At 33.1% G+C, this 17,053-nt stretch carries 17 protein-coding genes and 1 pseudogene; all 18 read left to right on the top strand.

Features of this window, described 5'->3' with window-relative positions; genetic code table 11:
- Positions 1–868, top strand: a pseudogene (locus tag GJV76_RS15740) (hypothetical protein); the annotation flags it as partial.
- Positions 869–1,138: 270 nt separating this feature from the next.
- Complete coding sequence (locus GJV76_RS13610; RefSeq protein WP_155093153.1) at positions 1,139–1,435, top strand: hypothetical protein; 297 nt, start codon at positions 1,139–1,141, stop codon at positions 1,433–1,435.
- Between the two features lie 21 nt (positions 1,436–1,456).
- A complete protein-coding gene (locus tag GJV76_RS13605; RefSeq protein WP_155093152.1) occupies positions 1,457–3,430 on the top strand; it encodes a hypothetical protein in 1,974 nt (657 codons plus the stop codon).
- 77 nt (positions 3,431–3,507) lie between these two features.
- Positions 3,508–4,053, top strand: a complete 546-nt coding sequence (locus GJV76_RS13600; RefSeq protein WP_155093151.1) for a hypothetical protein — start codon at positions 3,508–3,510, stop codon at positions 4,051–4,053.
- Between the two features lie 52 nt (positions 4,054–4,105).
- Positions 4,106–6,523: a hypothetical protein gene (locus GJV76_RS13595; protein ID WP_155093150.1), complete on the top strand. Its 2,418-nt coding sequence runs from the start codon at positions 4,106–4,108 to the stop codon at positions 6,521–6,523.
- Between the two features lie 248 nt (positions 6,524–6,771).
- A complete protein-coding gene (locus GJV76_RS13590) occupies positions 6,772–7,692 on the top strand; it encodes a pirin family protein (protein WP_155093149.1) in 921 nt (306 codons plus the stop codon).
- A gap of 8 nt (positions 7,693–7,700) precedes the next feature.
- Positions 7,701–8,099, top strand: coding sequence for an OsmC family protein (locus GJV76_RS13585; RefSeq protein WP_155093148.1), 399 nt, complete (start codon positions 7,701–7,703; stop codon positions 8,097–8,099).
- 6 nt (positions 8,100–8,105) lie between these two features.
- Positions 8,106–8,390: a GNAT family N-acetyltransferase gene (locus GJV76_RS13580; protein ID WP_155093147.1), complete on the top strand. Its 285-nt coding sequence runs from the start codon at positions 8,106–8,108 to the stop codon at positions 8,388–8,390.
- 120 nt (positions 8,391–8,510) lie between these two features.
- Positions 8,511–9,572 carry a hypothetical protein gene (locus tag GJV76_RS13575; protein WP_155093146.1) on the top strand — a complete coding sequence of 354 codons (1,062 nt, stop codon included), beginning with the start codon at positions 8,511–8,513 and terminating at the stop codon, positions 9,570–9,572.
- A 516-nt stretch (positions 9,573–10,088) separates the two neighbouring features.
- Positions 10,089–10,568, top strand: coding sequence for a hypothetical protein (locus GJV76_RS13570; RefSeq protein ID WP_155093145.1), 480 nt, complete (start codon positions 10,089–10,091; stop codon positions 10,566–10,568).
- A gap of 62 nt (positions 10,569–10,630) precedes the next feature.
- On the top strand, positions 10,631–11,176 hold the full coding sequence (locus tag GJV76_RS13565; RefSeq protein ID WP_155093144.1) for a HutD family protein: 546 nt from the start codon (positions 10,631–10,633) through the stop codon (positions 11,174–11,176).
- Between the two features lie 143 nt (positions 11,177–11,319).
- Positions 11,320–11,757 carry a hypothetical protein gene (locus GJV76_RS13560; protein ID WP_155093143.1) on the top strand — a complete coding sequence of 146 codons (438 nt, stop codon included), beginning with the start codon at positions 11,320–11,322 and terminating at the stop codon, positions 11,755–11,757.
- A 112-nt stretch (positions 11,758–11,869) separates the two neighbouring features.
- A complete protein-coding gene (locus GJV76_RS13555; protein WP_155093142.1) occupies positions 11,870–12,328 on the top strand; it encodes a DUF7832 domain-containing protein in 459 nt (152 codons plus the stop codon).
- A 489-nt stretch (positions 12,329–12,817) separates the two neighbouring features.
- Positions 12,818–14,167 (top strand): HEAT repeat domain-containing protein, encoded by a 1,350-nt coding sequence (locus tag GJV76_RS13550; protein WP_155093141.1) that lies wholly within the window; start codon positions 12,818–12,820, stop codon positions 14,165–14,167.
- Between the two features lie 12 nt (positions 14,168–14,179).
- The gene (locus GJV76_RS13545) at positions 14,180–14,722 is read left to right on the top strand and encodes an RNA 2'-phosphotransferase (RefSeq protein ID WP_155093140.1); all 543 of its coding nucleotides are present in this window, start codon (positions 14,180–14,182) and stop codon (positions 14,720–14,722) included.
- Positions 14,723–14,729: 7 nt separating this feature from the next.
- On the top strand, positions 14,730–15,314 hold the full coding sequence (locus GJV76_RS13540) for a rhomboid family intramembrane serine protease (protein WP_230381563.1): 585 nt from the start codon (positions 14,730–14,732) through the stop codon (positions 15,312–15,314).
- A 15-nt stretch (positions 15,315–15,329) separates the two neighbouring features.
- On the top strand, positions 15,330–16,094 hold the full coding sequence (locus tag GJV76_RS13535; protein ID WP_155093139.1) for a DUF2314 domain-containing protein: 765 nt from the start codon (positions 15,330–15,332) through the stop codon (positions 16,092–16,094).
- Positions 16,095–16,430: 336 nt separating this feature from the next.
- Positions 16,431–16,919, top strand: coding sequence for a GNAT family N-acetyltransferase (locus tag GJV76_RS13530; RefSeq protein WP_230381562.1), 489 nt, complete (start codon positions 16,431–16,433; stop codon positions 16,917–16,919).
- The last annotated feature ends 134 nt before the right edge of the window (positions 16,920–17,053 follow it).

Below are 17,053 nucleotides of genomic sequence, written 5' to 3'. Positions count from 1 at the left end.
TCATATCTTTAATTATACAGATAAGGATGGTAACCCTCAGACTTTAGATATGTCTAGTATAGTAAAAGAGTATGAAACAAAAACTGCTGTAACAAAATTTGATGCTACAGGAGCTCAAGTTGAGAATTCAGCTAAACCTGCAGATGGCTTTACTTATTATAAGTACGATAATGAAACACCAGAAGCTAGATATATATCAGTTTCAGAAGATGTAAGTAATGACTTTGCCACAATTGTTAATACAGGTACGAATAAAACAATTATCGAGAATATCGCTAAAGATGTTGCAGGTCCAGGTGCCGTTTCAAATTTGAAAGTAACACCTGCTGCAGAGAATGCAGATGAAGTGAAAGCTGGTTTTACTTTTAATAATGGGAAAGCAGGAGAAGCAGATGTTAAATTTGCGGAGACATTGACTAGTATTACTTTACAAGGTTATGAGGTATGGGTCTACAAGAAGTTTGATCCTGTATTGGGAGTAGATGTTTATACTTATTCTGATGGAGAAATAGATGATGCGGATTTAGATGGAAGAATTTTACATCAAACATATCCTAGTAAAAAAATAGTTTATACAAATGAAAAAGGAGATATTGTTGAGGTAAAAGGATCTGATATTTTACGTTCTAATGATGATAATGGTGGGCAACCTGGAAGTATTGAAACTATAACTTCTTTAAGATTTATTGATGACTATCAAGGCAATGGACCTAGTTTAGTATATACAGACGAGGAAAAATCAGAAAGTTTTATTCCAATGTCAAAGATGTTTCAAAAATCTGAAACAACTACGACTTTAGAGTTTTCAAAACCTAATAGAGAATTGGTTTATACAAATGAGTTAATATCACATGAGGATCAAGCTTAAAAAGATAAAGCAGTTGTTAAAATCCCATTAGATGATTTAGTTCAGGAACCTTGGTATGTTGCAAAAGAAGGAAACCAAACTATAGATAAACAAGCTACTAGCAATGATCAAGATATCTACACACAAGGTTGGGTAGGAATAGGCTATGATAAAAAATCACCAAATGCTGATAATATCAAAGAGAAACTACGTGTTAATGGTAGTATAACTGCAACAAATAGTTACTATGCCGATTACGTTTTTGAAAGCTACTTTGAAGGATATTCTACTTTGAAGTACGATTATAAGTTTAATGATTTAAGTAGTGTGAGCGACTTTATTGCTTCAAATAGACACTTACCAGGTATTACACCAATAAGTGATTTGGAAAAAACAGAAACAGGTTATTCGTTTAACGTTTCTGAGTTATCGATCCAATTACTGGAAAAAACAGAAGAGTTGTTCTTACATGTTATTGAACAACAAAAAGAGTTAGATGCAAAAGAGGGGCGTATAGAGGAGTTAGAATCAGAAATGTCTGACATGGCTAAGCGTTTAGAAGCATTAGAAGCATTATTAACCAAGTAATAATTATTAAATTTTGTATTGATGAAAAGTAACTATATAAATATAAAACCGTTTCATTCGATTCTGTTGATAGTAATTACGTTGTTAATGAATGTAACGCTATCATTTGGACAGAATCCGGTTAAAACTACTAAGATTACAGATGGTAGTATTGGAAGTGGTATAAATCAACCCGCTGTTGATTTTGCAATCTTAGAGTTAGAGAGTAATACTAAGGGTTTTTTGTTGCCGCGTATGACTACAACAGAACGCGATGCATTAACCGCTAAAATAACAGACAAAGACCGTGGAAATGGTTTAGCTATCTATAATATTACAGATGATTGTATTAATTATTGGAGCAAGACTGCTGGTGCGAAAAAGCCTGATGGATCTTTTGAGGGAAAATGGCTAAGCGTTTGTGGAGCACTACCTCCAGCTACAGTAGAAATGAATAATTGTAATGCTAGCTTGAATGCTAGTGGACAAAAAGAGCTAACACAAGGACGTAGTTTACGTGATACTGATATTTTATATGTATCAGTTAATGTGATACATTCTGGTTCTTACACAATTAGTGCTGTATCTTCCAATGGTTATTCTTTTAGTAAATCTGGAGTGTTTGAAACCTCGGGTGTGTATTCAGTCGCATTAGAAGGATTTGGAACACCTATGGAGGCAAGTAGTGGAGCTGGGGATAGAGTATTGTTTACGATTAATGGTAAGAAAGACCCTAATTGTGAAGGAACAGATATTAAAGTTAAATCTTCAGTGATAGACTATACTGTTTTAAGTGCTACTTCTATAAATTGGAAAGCATATAAAGGTATAGCTTTAACAGGAGATGACAATAGAATAGAATTAAGCGTGAATGTGCTTACAGCTGGTTTTTGGAGAATACAAAGTACAGATTCTCAAAATGGAATTAGTTTTAGTGGAGCAGGTCAATTCACACAAGATGATGTGGGAGGAGAGCCTAAGAAAATTTATTTATATGGACAAGGAACGCCCGAAAAAACAGGGACAAATACATTTAAATTTCAAACTAACTCTGCAAGCAATAAATTACCTAATACTACGGTTGTAGTTGAAACTTTAGAAGCTTCATTTGAGTTAGCTTGTAGTGAAATGACAAATAGTTTTGAGTATAGAGGAGAGTATCAAGAAGGTATAACTTTAACTAGAGGAAATTCTATAACTATACCTGTAAAGGTTATTAATCCAGGACCAATAGATGTAGAGTTAATAGGTTCTTTTACTGGTTCTAATTCAGGTGAATCTGTAAAATTTAATGCATCTAGTTTGTTTTTGGGTAAAAAAGGTGAAATACAGAATATTACATTAAGTGTTGCAGATTTAACAAAGATACCTTCAAATACTACAGCGATAACTTTTACGTCAATGAAGCCTGAATCTGTAGCATTGTGTCAAAATATGCCTACAGTACCAGTGAAAGAACGTTCAAAGGTTTATACATTTAATTGTTCTTATATTTCAGCAACTGGTGGATCACTAAGAACAAATACTCCTTTAACTAAGGGACGTGATGGAATTCAAGTGTCTGTTGATGTTGGTTACGCAGATACATATTCTATTAAAACAAATACAATCAATGGAGTGACTTTTGAGAAATCAGGAACATTTAGTGATGCTGATAGGGAAAGAGGAAGAGTTGATTTAGTTATTGATGGAAGTGGTACTCCACTAGAGTCAGGAAGTTTTAATTTCGATATTACAGCAACAGATAGTAAAGGTGCCGTAGTTCACTCTTGTACAGCTTCAGTTAATTTTAGAGGACCAGATATTAATGTTCTAGCTATTGGTAATGCTTCTTATGTTCCTTATGGTTGGACTAATTATGCTCCAACGGATATTATTACAAATCCTCAATTATTTGGGCCAAATGGTAAAGTGAAAGTTAATAGTATTAAATTGTTTAATAATTCTCCTTATTATAAATTTCCTAAGAATTTATCTAGTTATTTAGGAGTAATAATATTGATATTGTTATCGTAGGATATCCTACAACATATGGTCCTGAAGAAAGAATTGCTTTAGAAGAATTTATCAAGGTTAAAAAAGGAGTAGTTATTATGACGGACGAAAGTAATCTAGATACAAGACCTTCAGGTAATGTAGGGACTACAAATCACTTAATTGCTAATTTAAGTAATGGAACTTATATGGCAGGTTTTAATGGTGGACCTCGCAATGATGCTAGTCATCCTTATACCATGATTAATAAAGTATCAGGACCTTCAGAAGATCCGATTATAAAATCTGATTTCTGGGATTTGAATGGTAAGTTATTAGGAAATGACGCAAGTGGTAATATTTGGTATTTTAGAAATTTACCTTCTGATTATATACCTATTGCGACAAGTTATGTTGATCCTTCTTATGTTTGGATTTTTAGACATAGAACGCTTGGATTTATATTCATGGGAGATGGAGGTATTTTCTCAGGAAGAGTAAATCATAATAGTGGAACTATTTGGCCTGTTGCTTTTGATAATAGTGGTAATTTATTTGGAAAAGAATATTACTATAAAGGTGATAAAAATTTCCAAGTTTATAACAGTTATCTTTATGCTAATACGCTTAAGTGGGCAATTGATTATGTCATAAAAAATAGATAATTGAATTTATAAGCTAGGGTTTTACCCTAGCTTATTTAATACAAAGTGATTTATGAAAAAATATAGTAAGTTAAATTATATAATGAAAGGCTTGTTTGCAGTTATCTTCTTTTTTGGGATGATTTTTAATGATGTATATGCACAAGAAGTTACTCAAGAGACTGCTAAGGGAACACAAATATCCGATGATTCAACGCCTAATTCTTTAGATCCTCTTACTTTTAGTTTATTGGATTTGAGCTCTACAGAACGTGGTTTTTTGATGCCTCGACTAACCACAGGACAAAGAGATAATATTCCTAAACAAAGCTTAACAGCTGGTTTAGTTATCTACAATACAACAATTGGATGTATAGAGTTTTACAATATCAATAGACAGTTGTGGATGAATATGTGTGGTGATGTTGAACCAGCTGTTTTTACTATTCCTTTAGATAAGTGTGGACAAATTGGTGATAATATTAGTGGTGATTATGTTCAAGGGATGCTATTGGATGAAAGAAAAAATCTAATATCTGTGGAAGTGAATGTTAGTTCACCAGGTACTTTTGAAGTAGAAGCAATTGCTTATAATACTACTGGTGCTGAGAATGGTTATAGCTTTACAGCAAGAGGAGTATTTCCCTCAAGTGGTAGCTTTCTTTTAGTGCTAAAAGGCAGTGGTACTCCCAAAGTAGGTAGTGCTGATACAAATGTAAAAGATACAATCAAATTTTTCTTAAACAAAAAGCAAGTGACTTGTGAAGTTAAAAATCACGTAAAACCTGACTTTGAGCCTTTAGAAGCTAGATTTGATTGTACCACACCTGTTGTCGCAGAAGGTACTTATAAAGAAAAAGTTGCTTTAACCTCCGCTAATAGATTAATTGTTTCATTAGTAGTAACTAAACCAGGTAGAGGTAAGATATATGGAGAAATTCTATCTGCAACAGGAAAAAATGAATTGATACAATATGAATCTGAAACTATTGATTTTAGAGTAACTGATGTAAATCAGGTTCAAACAGTAGCACTTTTACCATTACCAGGGACAGGAAAGCCTCTTACAGGTGGAACATTTTCAGGTAAACTTAAACTTGTATCTAAAGGTAAAAAGGAGTATGACCCTTTTGCAGAAGAGACTTTACAAACAATACCAGGATGTGATTTTAATATTAATGTAGCAAGCGATGGACCTAAATATAGTATAGGTACAATTGAATTAGAAAGTAAGTTTGTCTCTCAAATTGGAACTAAGAATAAAACGGGTGGAAATGTACCGTATGGAACACCTTATATTACTCCTAAAACTGACATGGGACCTAATGGAAGTTTAGATTTTCAAGCTGTAGTGACTATAGGTCCTAAAGCTGCAGGTCAATATGTGATTAAATCAGAGAAAGTTAATGGAATTTGGTTTGAAGGAGTAGGTACGATTTCTGATGATGATGTAAAGGAAGGTATTAAAACGATAGAATTACGAGCTTATGGAAAATCTGAGTCAGATTTGCCTATTGCTTTAGGTAGATTTGACTTTACTGGAAATAATCTAGATCCAGCCCTTAGCAATACAGGTACTATGTTTGTGGATTTTGTATATAGACCTATGAAAATGTATTCTATTGGAGGGCCAAATTTACAAGCATGGCATCCTGGTGGGCGAAATAATAATGTTTGGAGTGCAGGACCTCGTGTAGTTCGTCAGTATAAACATTTTAGTTGGGACGGCACAGTACGTATTGCAGGATTAGAAATTATTGAAATTAATAATTTTATTGAGCAGGGGTTAGGGCTTGATAATACTAAAGATTTATCTGATGCGGGTAAAGCAGGAGATTTTCAAAGTAAGTTGTTTAGAAGTGATATGATTTTTATTGGTGGTTATGGTGTGCCAAATAATTTCAAAAAGGACAATCAACAATTAAGAATATTAGCTGATGCTGTGAAAAGTAAGAAAATAGCTTTAGTTTATGGAGAAGGACAGGAGGCTTATATGAATGCATTTTTGAATTATTTGGGTGATAGTGGCAGTGCCTCTGATTTAAATAATGTTGGACCATTTACTGTAACATCGAGTAACCAATTAGTAAGTGCTTTAATTGTTGGAAGACCTAATACTTATTTTAGTAAAGGTGAAGCTCCAGCAGGGTTAGGTAATTTAAAAATAGCATCACATGATAAAGCAAGTACCACTGTAACAAATTTATCAGGAACTAATAAGTATGTTGTTTTAGCTGGTAGTCAATCTTCTGCGTTTGCATTTGTTCATAAAACATATGGCTTTGTTGGAGTTGGTAGCGGAGGTTTTATGGGTGGATGGTTTAGTGGTCAACCTAAAGATAGTTACCCAGTAGCGTCTAAGGAAGATGGTACTCCTATTAAAAGGAATTATACAGGTGGTGATGTTTATAATTCATTTTTCTTATTGAATCTTGTTCACTGGGCGATAGACTATGCTCAAGAGCATCAAAAGAATGAAGTAAAAAACTAAAAGTTTATTCTTTGTATTAGAATTAAATAACTATCAAAGAAAATTATTATAGTAAGGAAGCTTTATCAATTGATAAAGCTTCTTTTTTTATATCATATACTTGGACTTTATTTCTTTTTTTGGGTAAATAAGTGAAGCTTTTTTTGCACTCTATTGTCTTTTTAAGGTTTTTCTTAATGTAAATTAAGTGTTTGTTAGGGTGAGAGTATCTAATTTTATAGTACTTTAATCAAATAAATAGTAATATTATGTCAATAGTAGATTTAGTTATAGAAGAAAGAGCAGCGAGCATTGGTAATTTTATGGTAGGAAGGCTTATCCCTTTTCGTCAAAAGAGAACAGTTGGCCCCTTTGCTTTTATTGATCACATGGGCCCGATTGCCGTTAAAGATCACGATAATTTAGATGTTGATCCACATCCCCATATTGGCCTATCGACATTGACGTATTTGTTTGAAGGGGAGATTATGCACAGAGATAGCATAGGAAGTGTGGAGCGTATTACTCCAGGTGCAGTGAATTGGATGACTGCAGGCAAGGGAGTTGTACATTCAGAGCGTATGCCTGAGGATATTAGACAAGAGAAGCCTGATTCTATTTTACACGGATTGCAGATTTGGATTGCTTTGCCGAAAAATTTGCAAGAAGTTGAACCTTCATTTGTTCATATTGAAGCTAAGGATTTGCCTTCTTGGCAAGAAGATGGTGTATCATATAAGCTTATTGCCGGAGAAGCATTAGGTAGAAAATCACCTGTTCCTGTATATAGTCCTTTGTACTTTATTGAGATAAAGTCTACAAAGCGCCAGAAGATTTCTATTGGAAGTGGTTTGTTTGGTGAGGCTGCTATGTATATCTTAGACGGTGCAGTGTACTCAGAAGGACATTCTTATGAACCTAAACACATATTGATAGCGAATGACAGTAAGCTTTGTGAGTTTGAATTGGAAGCAAATTCTACTGTTTATATTTTTGGAGGAGAACCTCTGCCAGAAGAGCGCTATATTCTTTGGAATTTTGTGTCTGATGACATCCAGAGGTTAGAACAAGCTAAGCAAGATTGGATTAATCAAAATCACGAGGCTTTTCCTCTCATTCCACAAGATGATAAGTCTTATGTACCCTTTCCAGAAGGGATGAAATCATTTAAAAATAAAGAAAGAAAATAACGAGAATTATGGATGTAAAGGTAAAAGCAGTTTTAGGTAAGGAATTATATTATACTGAAGTTGTAGCAGGTAACAACCAACTGATAACTGATGAACCCAAAGAATTAGGGGGTGGAGATAAGGGATTTAATCCTTTTGAGTTATTAGCTACCTCTTTGGCAAGCTGTACGGCTGCTACATTGAGAATGTATGCCGATCGCAAAGCTTGGGATTTAGGCAATATTGAAATAGAGGTCAATCTTCAACAGCTTAAAGAACAGAATAAAACACTTCTGGTAAGAACTGTTCGTTTTGGCAATGCTGATTTGGATGTAGACCAACTGAAAAGACTGGATATTATTGCAAACAAATGCCCCGTACACAAGGCACTTGAAGGAGAAATAGAAATTCAAACAATTGTAAAATAAGAGATTATGGAAATCAAACATACTGCATTAGAGAGTAAAGGTGTTTTTACTGCTTTTATAGATGGGAAAAAAGCCGGTGAAATGACTTATTCTGTTGCTGGAATAGATAAGATTATTGTTGACCATACAGGGGTGGAAGAAGGCTATAATGGATTGGGAGTAGGGAAGAAACTTGTTATCGATGGAGTTGTACCCTATGCAAGAGAGAACGGTATTAAGGTGATTCCACTTTGTCCTTTTGCAAAATCTGTTTTCGACAAAAATGAGTCTTTAAGAGATGTATTGGCGTAAATAGGTTGTCGCTTTTAATAGAAGGTTTTAGCACCACAGAATCACAAGAAAATACTGTGGTAACTTTAGTTTGATACCGTTAAGATTTATACCTTTGTAGAAAATTAAATATTAGGGTTTATGGATCAACAGACATCTTTTGGATTAATTTCAACTATTGAAGTACCTACAGCATTGAGTATAAAAGGTAGTTGTTGGACCAAAGAGGGATTGTTATTGGCAAATTATATTTGGGACGAGTTAGAATCTGAGAGTTACAAATTGTGTTATACTGTTCTAAGTAAGGATGGTAAACAGGATAGTATAGTGGAAGATAATGGTATTCTACCTACTTTGTTCGTCAATCCTTATGGTGATAATTACGTTTCTTTGGTTCCTTCAGAGGAATCTGAGACTACTTTATCTTTATCTATATTTAATCAAGAGGTGAAGCCATTTAAAGGAACAAAATCATTTAATGGTAGATTTGTAGGCTGTACAGCGCATTCTTCTGTATTTTATGATGTGGATATCTGGGATGAGAAAAAAGCAGATGTAATGTTTGTTTTGAATTTTGACAACAATCAAATTAAAGAGGAAAGAAAGGTCGCTATTCCATTTCCTAAAGGGAATAAAGTGAGTATTTCAGACGGCAAGATAAATTTGATTACAGAAGTAGAAGATGGTTGGTTGCATCGTGAGATTGATGAAGAAGGAAATGAATTGAGAAGTAGGATCTTAGAGTTTGATTTTCCTTTTGTACATGAAGCGCTTAGCTTATCGTTTGATAAGAAATCGTATTTATTGTGTGAAGAGAATGGCGAAATTGGAATAGTTGAGATAGATGAAAATGGAGATTGCTTATATGGTGAGCTGTTTAACTTAGGAGATGAGTTTTTTGGAACCTGGCACCCACAAGTGATTAATGAAACAACTGCGGCTGTTCAATTCACCACAGAGTTTGGCAATGGTTGGCTTGTAATCAAAGAAGATGAGTTAGTAGAGCTTTTTTATAATAAGAATAAGAAGGGATATAAGAACTTGATTACACAAGAAGTTTTGAGTATAGATAATAATGATTTAGCTGTATCTGGTATCAGTACTGTTGGTGGACAGAAAGATACAATAGGAATTGTTTTTTATCCTCGAAAGCCAAGAAAGCAAGCTTATAATAAAGTTTTCGTATTACAGCATTCTATTTAAAAGAATCCATTATAAAATATAAAAGAGAATTAGCTAATTAGAGTTAATTCTCTTTTTTTGTCAATTTATGCCGCTGCTTTCATCGAGGATATTATTAATCGTAGGCCTCTTAGTTTTACTTGTTTTATGTGAAGTAAGTTTGCTGTTGCTTTCAAACAAGTGTATGTTATTTATGTGTTGTAAATGGATTGTGAGTGTATTTAGGTTAGATAGATTGCATGTTAAATCACGTATACTTACTTATATTGTCTTTGTTGTGGTGTTATAGAGCAATTGTAGATTAGTTAGTGTTTTCTGCTATTAGAAGTGGAGTGTGTGTAGAGTATCTAATTTAGTAGTATGTTTATTATAGGGAATAATTGTGAATGACTTTCGCAAATACCTCATGAGATTGGTATGTAATCTAACTCAAAAAAGCAATGCACTGATTGAGATAAAAAAAACTTGTTAATCAGCACAATATATGTCGAATGGCGTAGTTATATAAGTATGTGTTTTTGTAAATATTTTGTTAAAATGAAAAAAAATGTCTTTGTATTATTGTTTAGTGGAATTGCCTTGGTTGGATGTAACACAAAACAAAAGTCTACAGTGGATGAGGTAAAGGAAGTAGTTAAGCAAACAGAGCAAATTAGCTTTACTTTAGGTAAAAGCTATTTTGTCAAGAATACATTTGAGAATAAACAAGTTGAAAGTTTAAAGATTGAAACTCAAGAGGCATTTGACAAAGTATTTAGTCCTGCAGCTGTTATGGGTAACAGTAAAGAGCTTACCAAGATTGATTTTAATACTTCCTTTGTTTTAGCCGTAATTGGTGTTGAGGTTAATAAAAGTACTGATTTCTACGTGGTAAGTTTGAAGGATAGAGGGGAGTATTTAGAATTTATTTATAGTTACAAAGAGGGAGATGAAGAACTTACTTTTACTACTCATCCTTTTTTCTTTATTGTAGTAGATAAAGAGCACAATAAGGATGTTAGATTTCTTACGGAATAATTTTCTATAATAATGTTGTTTTACAAGCCTTTGAGTTTATCTTAGAGGCTTTATTTTTTGCTATGAATCGCATTACAATCATCAAAAGGGGAGAACTACAGACCTCAAATTGGTCAGGAGGAAAAACAACGGAATATTTTATTTACCCTAAGGGAGCAAACTATGCAAGTAGGTCATTCACCTTTCGCATAAGCAGTGCTCTTATAGAGGAAATCCCTTCAGTTTTTACAAATTTTAAAGGCTTTCGCAGATATCTTGTCATGCTTGATAATACTTTAGATGTTTTACACCAAGAGAAAAGAAAGAAGTTTGCTAAAGGTGAAATATTTCAATTTGATTCGAGTGATAGAGTTGTATCGTACAGTAAGGGAAATGATTTTAATTTAATGATTGGAGCAGGTGTTCAAGAAGAAGTAATAGTGCACTGTGGTGAAATAGAAAGTACCTCCTCTTTTATTTTCATTTTTAGTATTGAGTTATCTGTCTTAGAAATTGGAGATAAGGTTTACCATTTAGAGAAAAATGATCTATTGCTGATAGAGAATTACGATATGGTAAAAGTCAATGTTAAGTGTTTTTCTGTTTGTGTTATTTGTTTTATTGGATAATGGAAATAAATTATATTAAAATTGTAATTACTGTATTGTTTTTGTGGTAAAAGCTTAACGATAGCTTAATGATTTATTAAAATAGACTTCTTTTATCTATATAGAATTGTTTGTACTTTAGAATTAATTAAAATAACAAACAAATGGAAGTTACCTATATTATGATTCCTGTTGTAGAAGGACAAGAAAAAATATTCAATGAGGAGCTGGAAAGATTGTTTCCCTTAGCAGTTTTAAAGTACTTGTATGTTGGCTCTCAATTACTGTTAATTTTATATATAAATGTAGGTCACTATTTCAAAATGGGAAAACACAAAGAAGAAGAGCTTTATAGTGCGGAAGACGATATATTTGTATTTACTCGAAAGAAACCTTACTTAAAATGTGTGTTCTTACACATGATATGCGCTGGGAGCAATTGCTATTTTGAAGGCTTCGTTGCAAGAAATAAATCAAAATTGGCTGAGGATTGCGGGACAAGTGGAGTTTATCAACGACTACTAAGAGAGATTGTATCCGAAGATGTGCAAGATCAAATATTATACGCTTTTTCACGATCATTTTTAAGTAATCCTTTATAGTATTTTACATTCTAAAAAATGACAACATCTAAAAGAAATTATTTCTATCTAAAATAAGTGAAAACAATATCTTTACTTTGAGTAGAATATTTAATCACTTTGAATTAAGTTTATGGGGATAGTAAAATACGACGATTACGCATGGCATCATTCAGGAGAGTTTCCAGTTGATTTAGCTTATGAGAGAGGAGCTACACATATTGGTTTCTTCTTTACCTGGTGTGTGATCAACCATTTAGTGAGCGAAGAGCCTTTTGTTGCTTTTAAAGAAGATTTAGAAGCAGTGAGAAAAAAAAGGTTATCAGGTGCATCATTTTTATTAGATCATTTTAATGGTCGATTACTTTCTGTATTTTTTAACGAAATGGGAAATAACTTCATTGAAGATTACTATGAGGATACAGGTGTATTTGCTAAGCGAGTTTCTAATTATTTAGATGATTACATACAGACTTTTCATTTAAAACACCCTGATCGAGTTTACTATATAGAAGATTGCTGGGAGAATTATTACGATGTGGAGGAAACCTTAGATCATCGATTTGAACAGTGGCAAAAAACAAGAATATAAAATTTTGTATACAAGTGATTGAGTTAAAGTAGTTTCTCAAGGAATAGCTTCAAACATCGTTTGAGTTTTTCATTACCTAAAGTATCAAATAGTTAGTCCTTGTTTCTGACAAAAGAATAGTTTATTCTACAATTTTTTCAGATTGAAAGATAGTTTGTTTGGGAGAGTACTTGGTTTGATAGTCTTGGATTTTCAGTGGAGGAAACTGAATATTTATAGCGTACTTAGTTGATTTCTTATCAGTTGTTCACTTACCTAATACAAGAGTTAGAATTACTATATCAATAGTTCGTATAGGTAGTATCTCAGGAGAATAATGAAGACATATTTACTATACAATATGTTATTTCACATGAGAATTACGAGATATTTGCAATCTAACTGTGTCGTATCATGAAGTTGTTGAAATAGAATATAAGTTTTAAGCAAGTAAGTATTGGTAAACAATACCGTAGTTTACACCACAAGAATGAATTTAAATTTTCATACATGAACCAACTAAAAAGAATTAAAGAGAAGTTTATTTTAGCTAAGCAAAGAGATATTACTTTGCAAGTATTTGGATCAGAGTCTCATCGATATGACTTAGGGAAGCCTATTTCAAGAGCGGTAGTAGATGAGTTTGAGAAAGCGAATAATTTAAGTCTTCCAGAAGCGTACAAGTTATTTGTAACTGAAATCGGCAATGGCACTGAGGACAACGATGGTTATCTTCATTCTGGAGCAGGTCCTTATTATGGAATATTACCTTTTGGCAAAGGGTTGAATGAGGTGTTGTATAGTGATAATCCAGAAGAATTTTTGAGTCATCCTTGTCAGTTAACTGAGGAAATGACTGAAGAAGAATGGAAAATACTATATAGTGTATCGGATAATGATCAGTTATCAGATGAGGAGTATAATTATTTGCAGGGGACTGTATTTGGTGGTTTGCTGCCCTTGGGGTCACAGGGTTGTACTATTACATCTAATCTTATTCTCAATGGACCGTTAAAAGGAAGAATTGCCTATACCAATGAAGACCAAAAGCCAATACTTGCTTTTGAAAGCAATTTTCTGGACTGGTATGAACGATGGTTGGATGAGGTTATTTCGGGAGATTTAATAGGTGACTCAGCCGGATGGTTTGGGTATCATAGAGGAGGAACAGTTGAGGAGCTGTGGAATGGAGTATTGCAGCATGACTCAGCACTGAGAAAGATTGAGTACATAGATGGATTGATAAAAAAGAACACTATTGCTGATGATGTACTTTGTAAAATTGAAGAATACTTACCTCAATGTGATGGAGAAGTATATTTAAAATTGAGTAGATTGTTAGCTAAACACGATTATAATAAGGCAAAGATACACTTACAAGAATGTAAGGATATTGACTTCTGTTATTGCATTCAAACTGTTTATTGGTATGCAAAAGAGCATGCAAATGAATGGGTAGAAGATCTTGTTAATTACCTTAAAACGATAAGCGATGCTGAGACTTTACGATTCTGTATTTATTTGTTGAAAGAAGCGAAGGTAGATTATGGTGATTATTTATTCAAATCATTGCAATCAAAGGATGAAAGCATTAGAAGTTTAGCTTATTATGCATTAGGCCAATTAGATGATAAGGTAAAGTATTTACCGCAGTTTATGACGGGATTACAAGATCAAGATGAATCTGTGTTGATATCCGTTTTACAGGCGTTGCAAGAGGTGAAAGAAGATTCTTTATTGCCTTATTATAAAAATATTGCTGTAAAGTATATCGATAGAGAAGATACTTATGTAAATAGTAATTTAGATTATAGATTAAAAGAGTACAATTTAACAAGAGTAAGTTTGTTAAAAGCATAATACACTTTAATAATGGATGAAAAAAAGAAAAAGGCGATAGGTAAATTTATTAGTTTAATTTTAAGACATGAACCGAGTCAGATAGGAATCGTATTAGATAATGAAGGTTGGGCAAATGTTGAAGAATTGATAGCTAAATCTGCAATGAAAGGAGTTTGTTTTTCAAAGGAAGAATTAGACGAGATAGTTAGTACAAATGACAAAAAGAGATATACGTATAACGAAGACGGTTTAAAAATTAGAGCCAATCAAGGACATTCACTTAATGTTGACTTGGGATTGGTTGAAAAAGAACCGCCAATGTTTCTATATCACGGTACATCAGAGCGTTTTGTTCAGTCAATTTTGAATACTGGAATCTCGAAAATGCAAAGGCAACACGTGCACTTGAGTAAAGATAAAGAAACTGCTATTCAAGTTGGATCGAGAAGGGGGAAGGCAAAAGTGTTTACTGTTTTAGCAGGACAAATGTATCAAGATGGATTCAAGTTTTACCAATCAGAGAATGGGGTTTGGCTAACAGATATAGTGGATAAAAAGTATTTGTCAAAATAAAGGTGTTTTGAAAAAAAGAAAGCAACAAATAGAGAAGACAACTGTCGTTGTACCACTGTTAATGGTAGGTCTGATGTGGTTCATTTTTTTGATCCAAAAAACAGGTTTATTTAATCAGTGTTATGGCGTTATTCCTTGGAAAATGGAAGGACTTAGGGGAATTGTTTTGAGTCCTCTGTTTCACGGAAACTTAGAGCATATTATGAGTAATTCTATTCCTATGCTAATTTTGAGTTTTGTCTTGTTTTTGTTTTATAACAAACAGGCCTACTTCGTCATTATTTCATCGTGGATTCTGACGGGTTTAGCTACATGGTTATTGCCTGACTTTAGTTATTTTCAAAGTGGTATATACAGTTGTCATATTGGTGCCAGCGGAGTGATTTATGCCTTAGCTTTTTTCTTGTTTTTTAGTGGTGTATTCAGTAAAAAGTTGCTATTATTGGTTGTCTCAATTGTTGTTTTTCTTGTCTATGGATCAATCGTCTACGGTATACTTCCAAGTCAAGTAGATCAAGGAGTTTCTTGGCAAGGACATTTAATGGGAGCAATTGTGGGAAGTGTTATAGCTTATAAATTAAATAAAAGATAAAATAAACAAACTATTATGGAAGATAATAAAGTATTTTTTGCTTCAGGAGAAGATCAGATTATGATAGATGCTTTTGCGAAAGCACAAGAAACTTTCAAGTATTTTTGGAGAGAACTATATTGGGAAAGTAGAAGAATTATTCCTGCATTGGATATGGCAAGTGTGAAGGTGGCATTTACACAAGAGTTTGAAGATGACAAAGGGGAAACATATGTAGAAGTAGAGCATATGTGGATTGGTGATATTTACTTTGATGGAATGTATATCTATGGAGAACTTCTAAATGAACCTAATATCTTGACTAATATAGAAGAAGGAGAATCAATTGGTGTTACTGTAGATCAAATAAGTGATTGGATGTTTTTGACTGAAGGTAAATCATACGGAGGGTTTACTGTACAAGCTATGCGCTCACAAATGTCAGAAGAAGAGTTGAAAGAACACGATACGGCATGGGGGCTTGATTTTGGAGACTTTAATAATATCTTAGTAGCTTATAATCAAGAAGAACACCCAGAAAATCTCATTGAACACCCTATGAGTAAGAATATGAAAGAAAGTTTAATCGAATTTTTAGATAAGAACCCGGAGGAGATCACCTTAGTGGATCCAGATGGCTTTACTTTTTTACACAGAGAGGCTATAGCTGGAAATCTAAGTACTATTGAGATTTTACTGGCAAAAGGGGCAGACAAGCATATTAAATCTGAAGATGGAAAAACTGCTTTAGAGTATGCTCAATACTTGAAATGGGATCATATTATTCCAGTTTTGTCATAGTAAAAGTGAATTGTTAAGTAAATAAGGTTACAACTTGTAAAAGCACAACAAGAAATTGTTGTGCTTTTCTTGTATGAAGAATTATTTTCAAGAGGATAGAAACGATAAATTGTCCATTAAAAAGTGGTTAATTGTTTGATTTTATAGAATTGACAGCCTTCTTTAAAGTGCTTTTACTTCTGGCTATTACAAAAGTAAAGTAAGTAGTTGTAGGTACTATTTGTTACTGCCATATGAAGTATTAGAAAGTAAAGTATATGAGAATTAAGTGAGAAAGTTTGTACTGTATTGAAATAGTTGAGTTATTTTGCGGGTACAAATAAAATTAGACTATACATGATGCAAAAGACATTGAATATCCAAGATCAGCCCTTTCAGCTTTCACTTTTAGATGAGGGTGATCAATATCCATATGAGTTGTTATTATTGGCAGATGAAACAAAGGAAGCTATCGATAAATATTTATTTCACTGTGATGTTTATATTTTGACCCGTGAACGTAAAGTATATGCGGTCTTTTGTCTATTTAAAGAATCGGATAATGTCGTAGAACTTAAAAATATTGCTGTAGATGAATCTTTACAGGGAAAAGGTGTTGGTAGTATCCTTATTAAAGAAATTGTCTCTATTGTCAAAAAAAGCAATGTAAAGACTTTGATTGTTGGGACAGCAGATTGTGGAGATGCACAAATACGTTTTTACGAGCGAAATGGCTTTGTTAAGTATGGTGTTCGAAAGAATTTTTTTATTGAAAATTATACTTTGCCTATTGTTGAAAATGGGGTTCAATTAGTTGATATGGTCATGTTGAAAATGGAGTTATAAAGGATACTACTGCTCAACAATCTCCTTGCAGTAGAATTAGATCTCTTTGCTCAATTAAAAGATTGTCTGAAATTTATACTTAGTTCCCAACTTTTGCGGATCAATCTCAAAAGTTGTGTGTGAATTAAAAACTA

This window comes from Myroides albus, assembly GCF_009711045.1.
Classification (GTDB): domain Bacteria; phylum Bacteroidota; class Bacteroidia; order Flavobacteriales; family Flavobacteriaceae; genus Flavobacterium; species Flavobacterium album_A.
The sequence above is the reverse complement of the archived record's forward strand: the minus strand, read 5'-3'. Positions and strand labels throughout refer to the sequence as shown.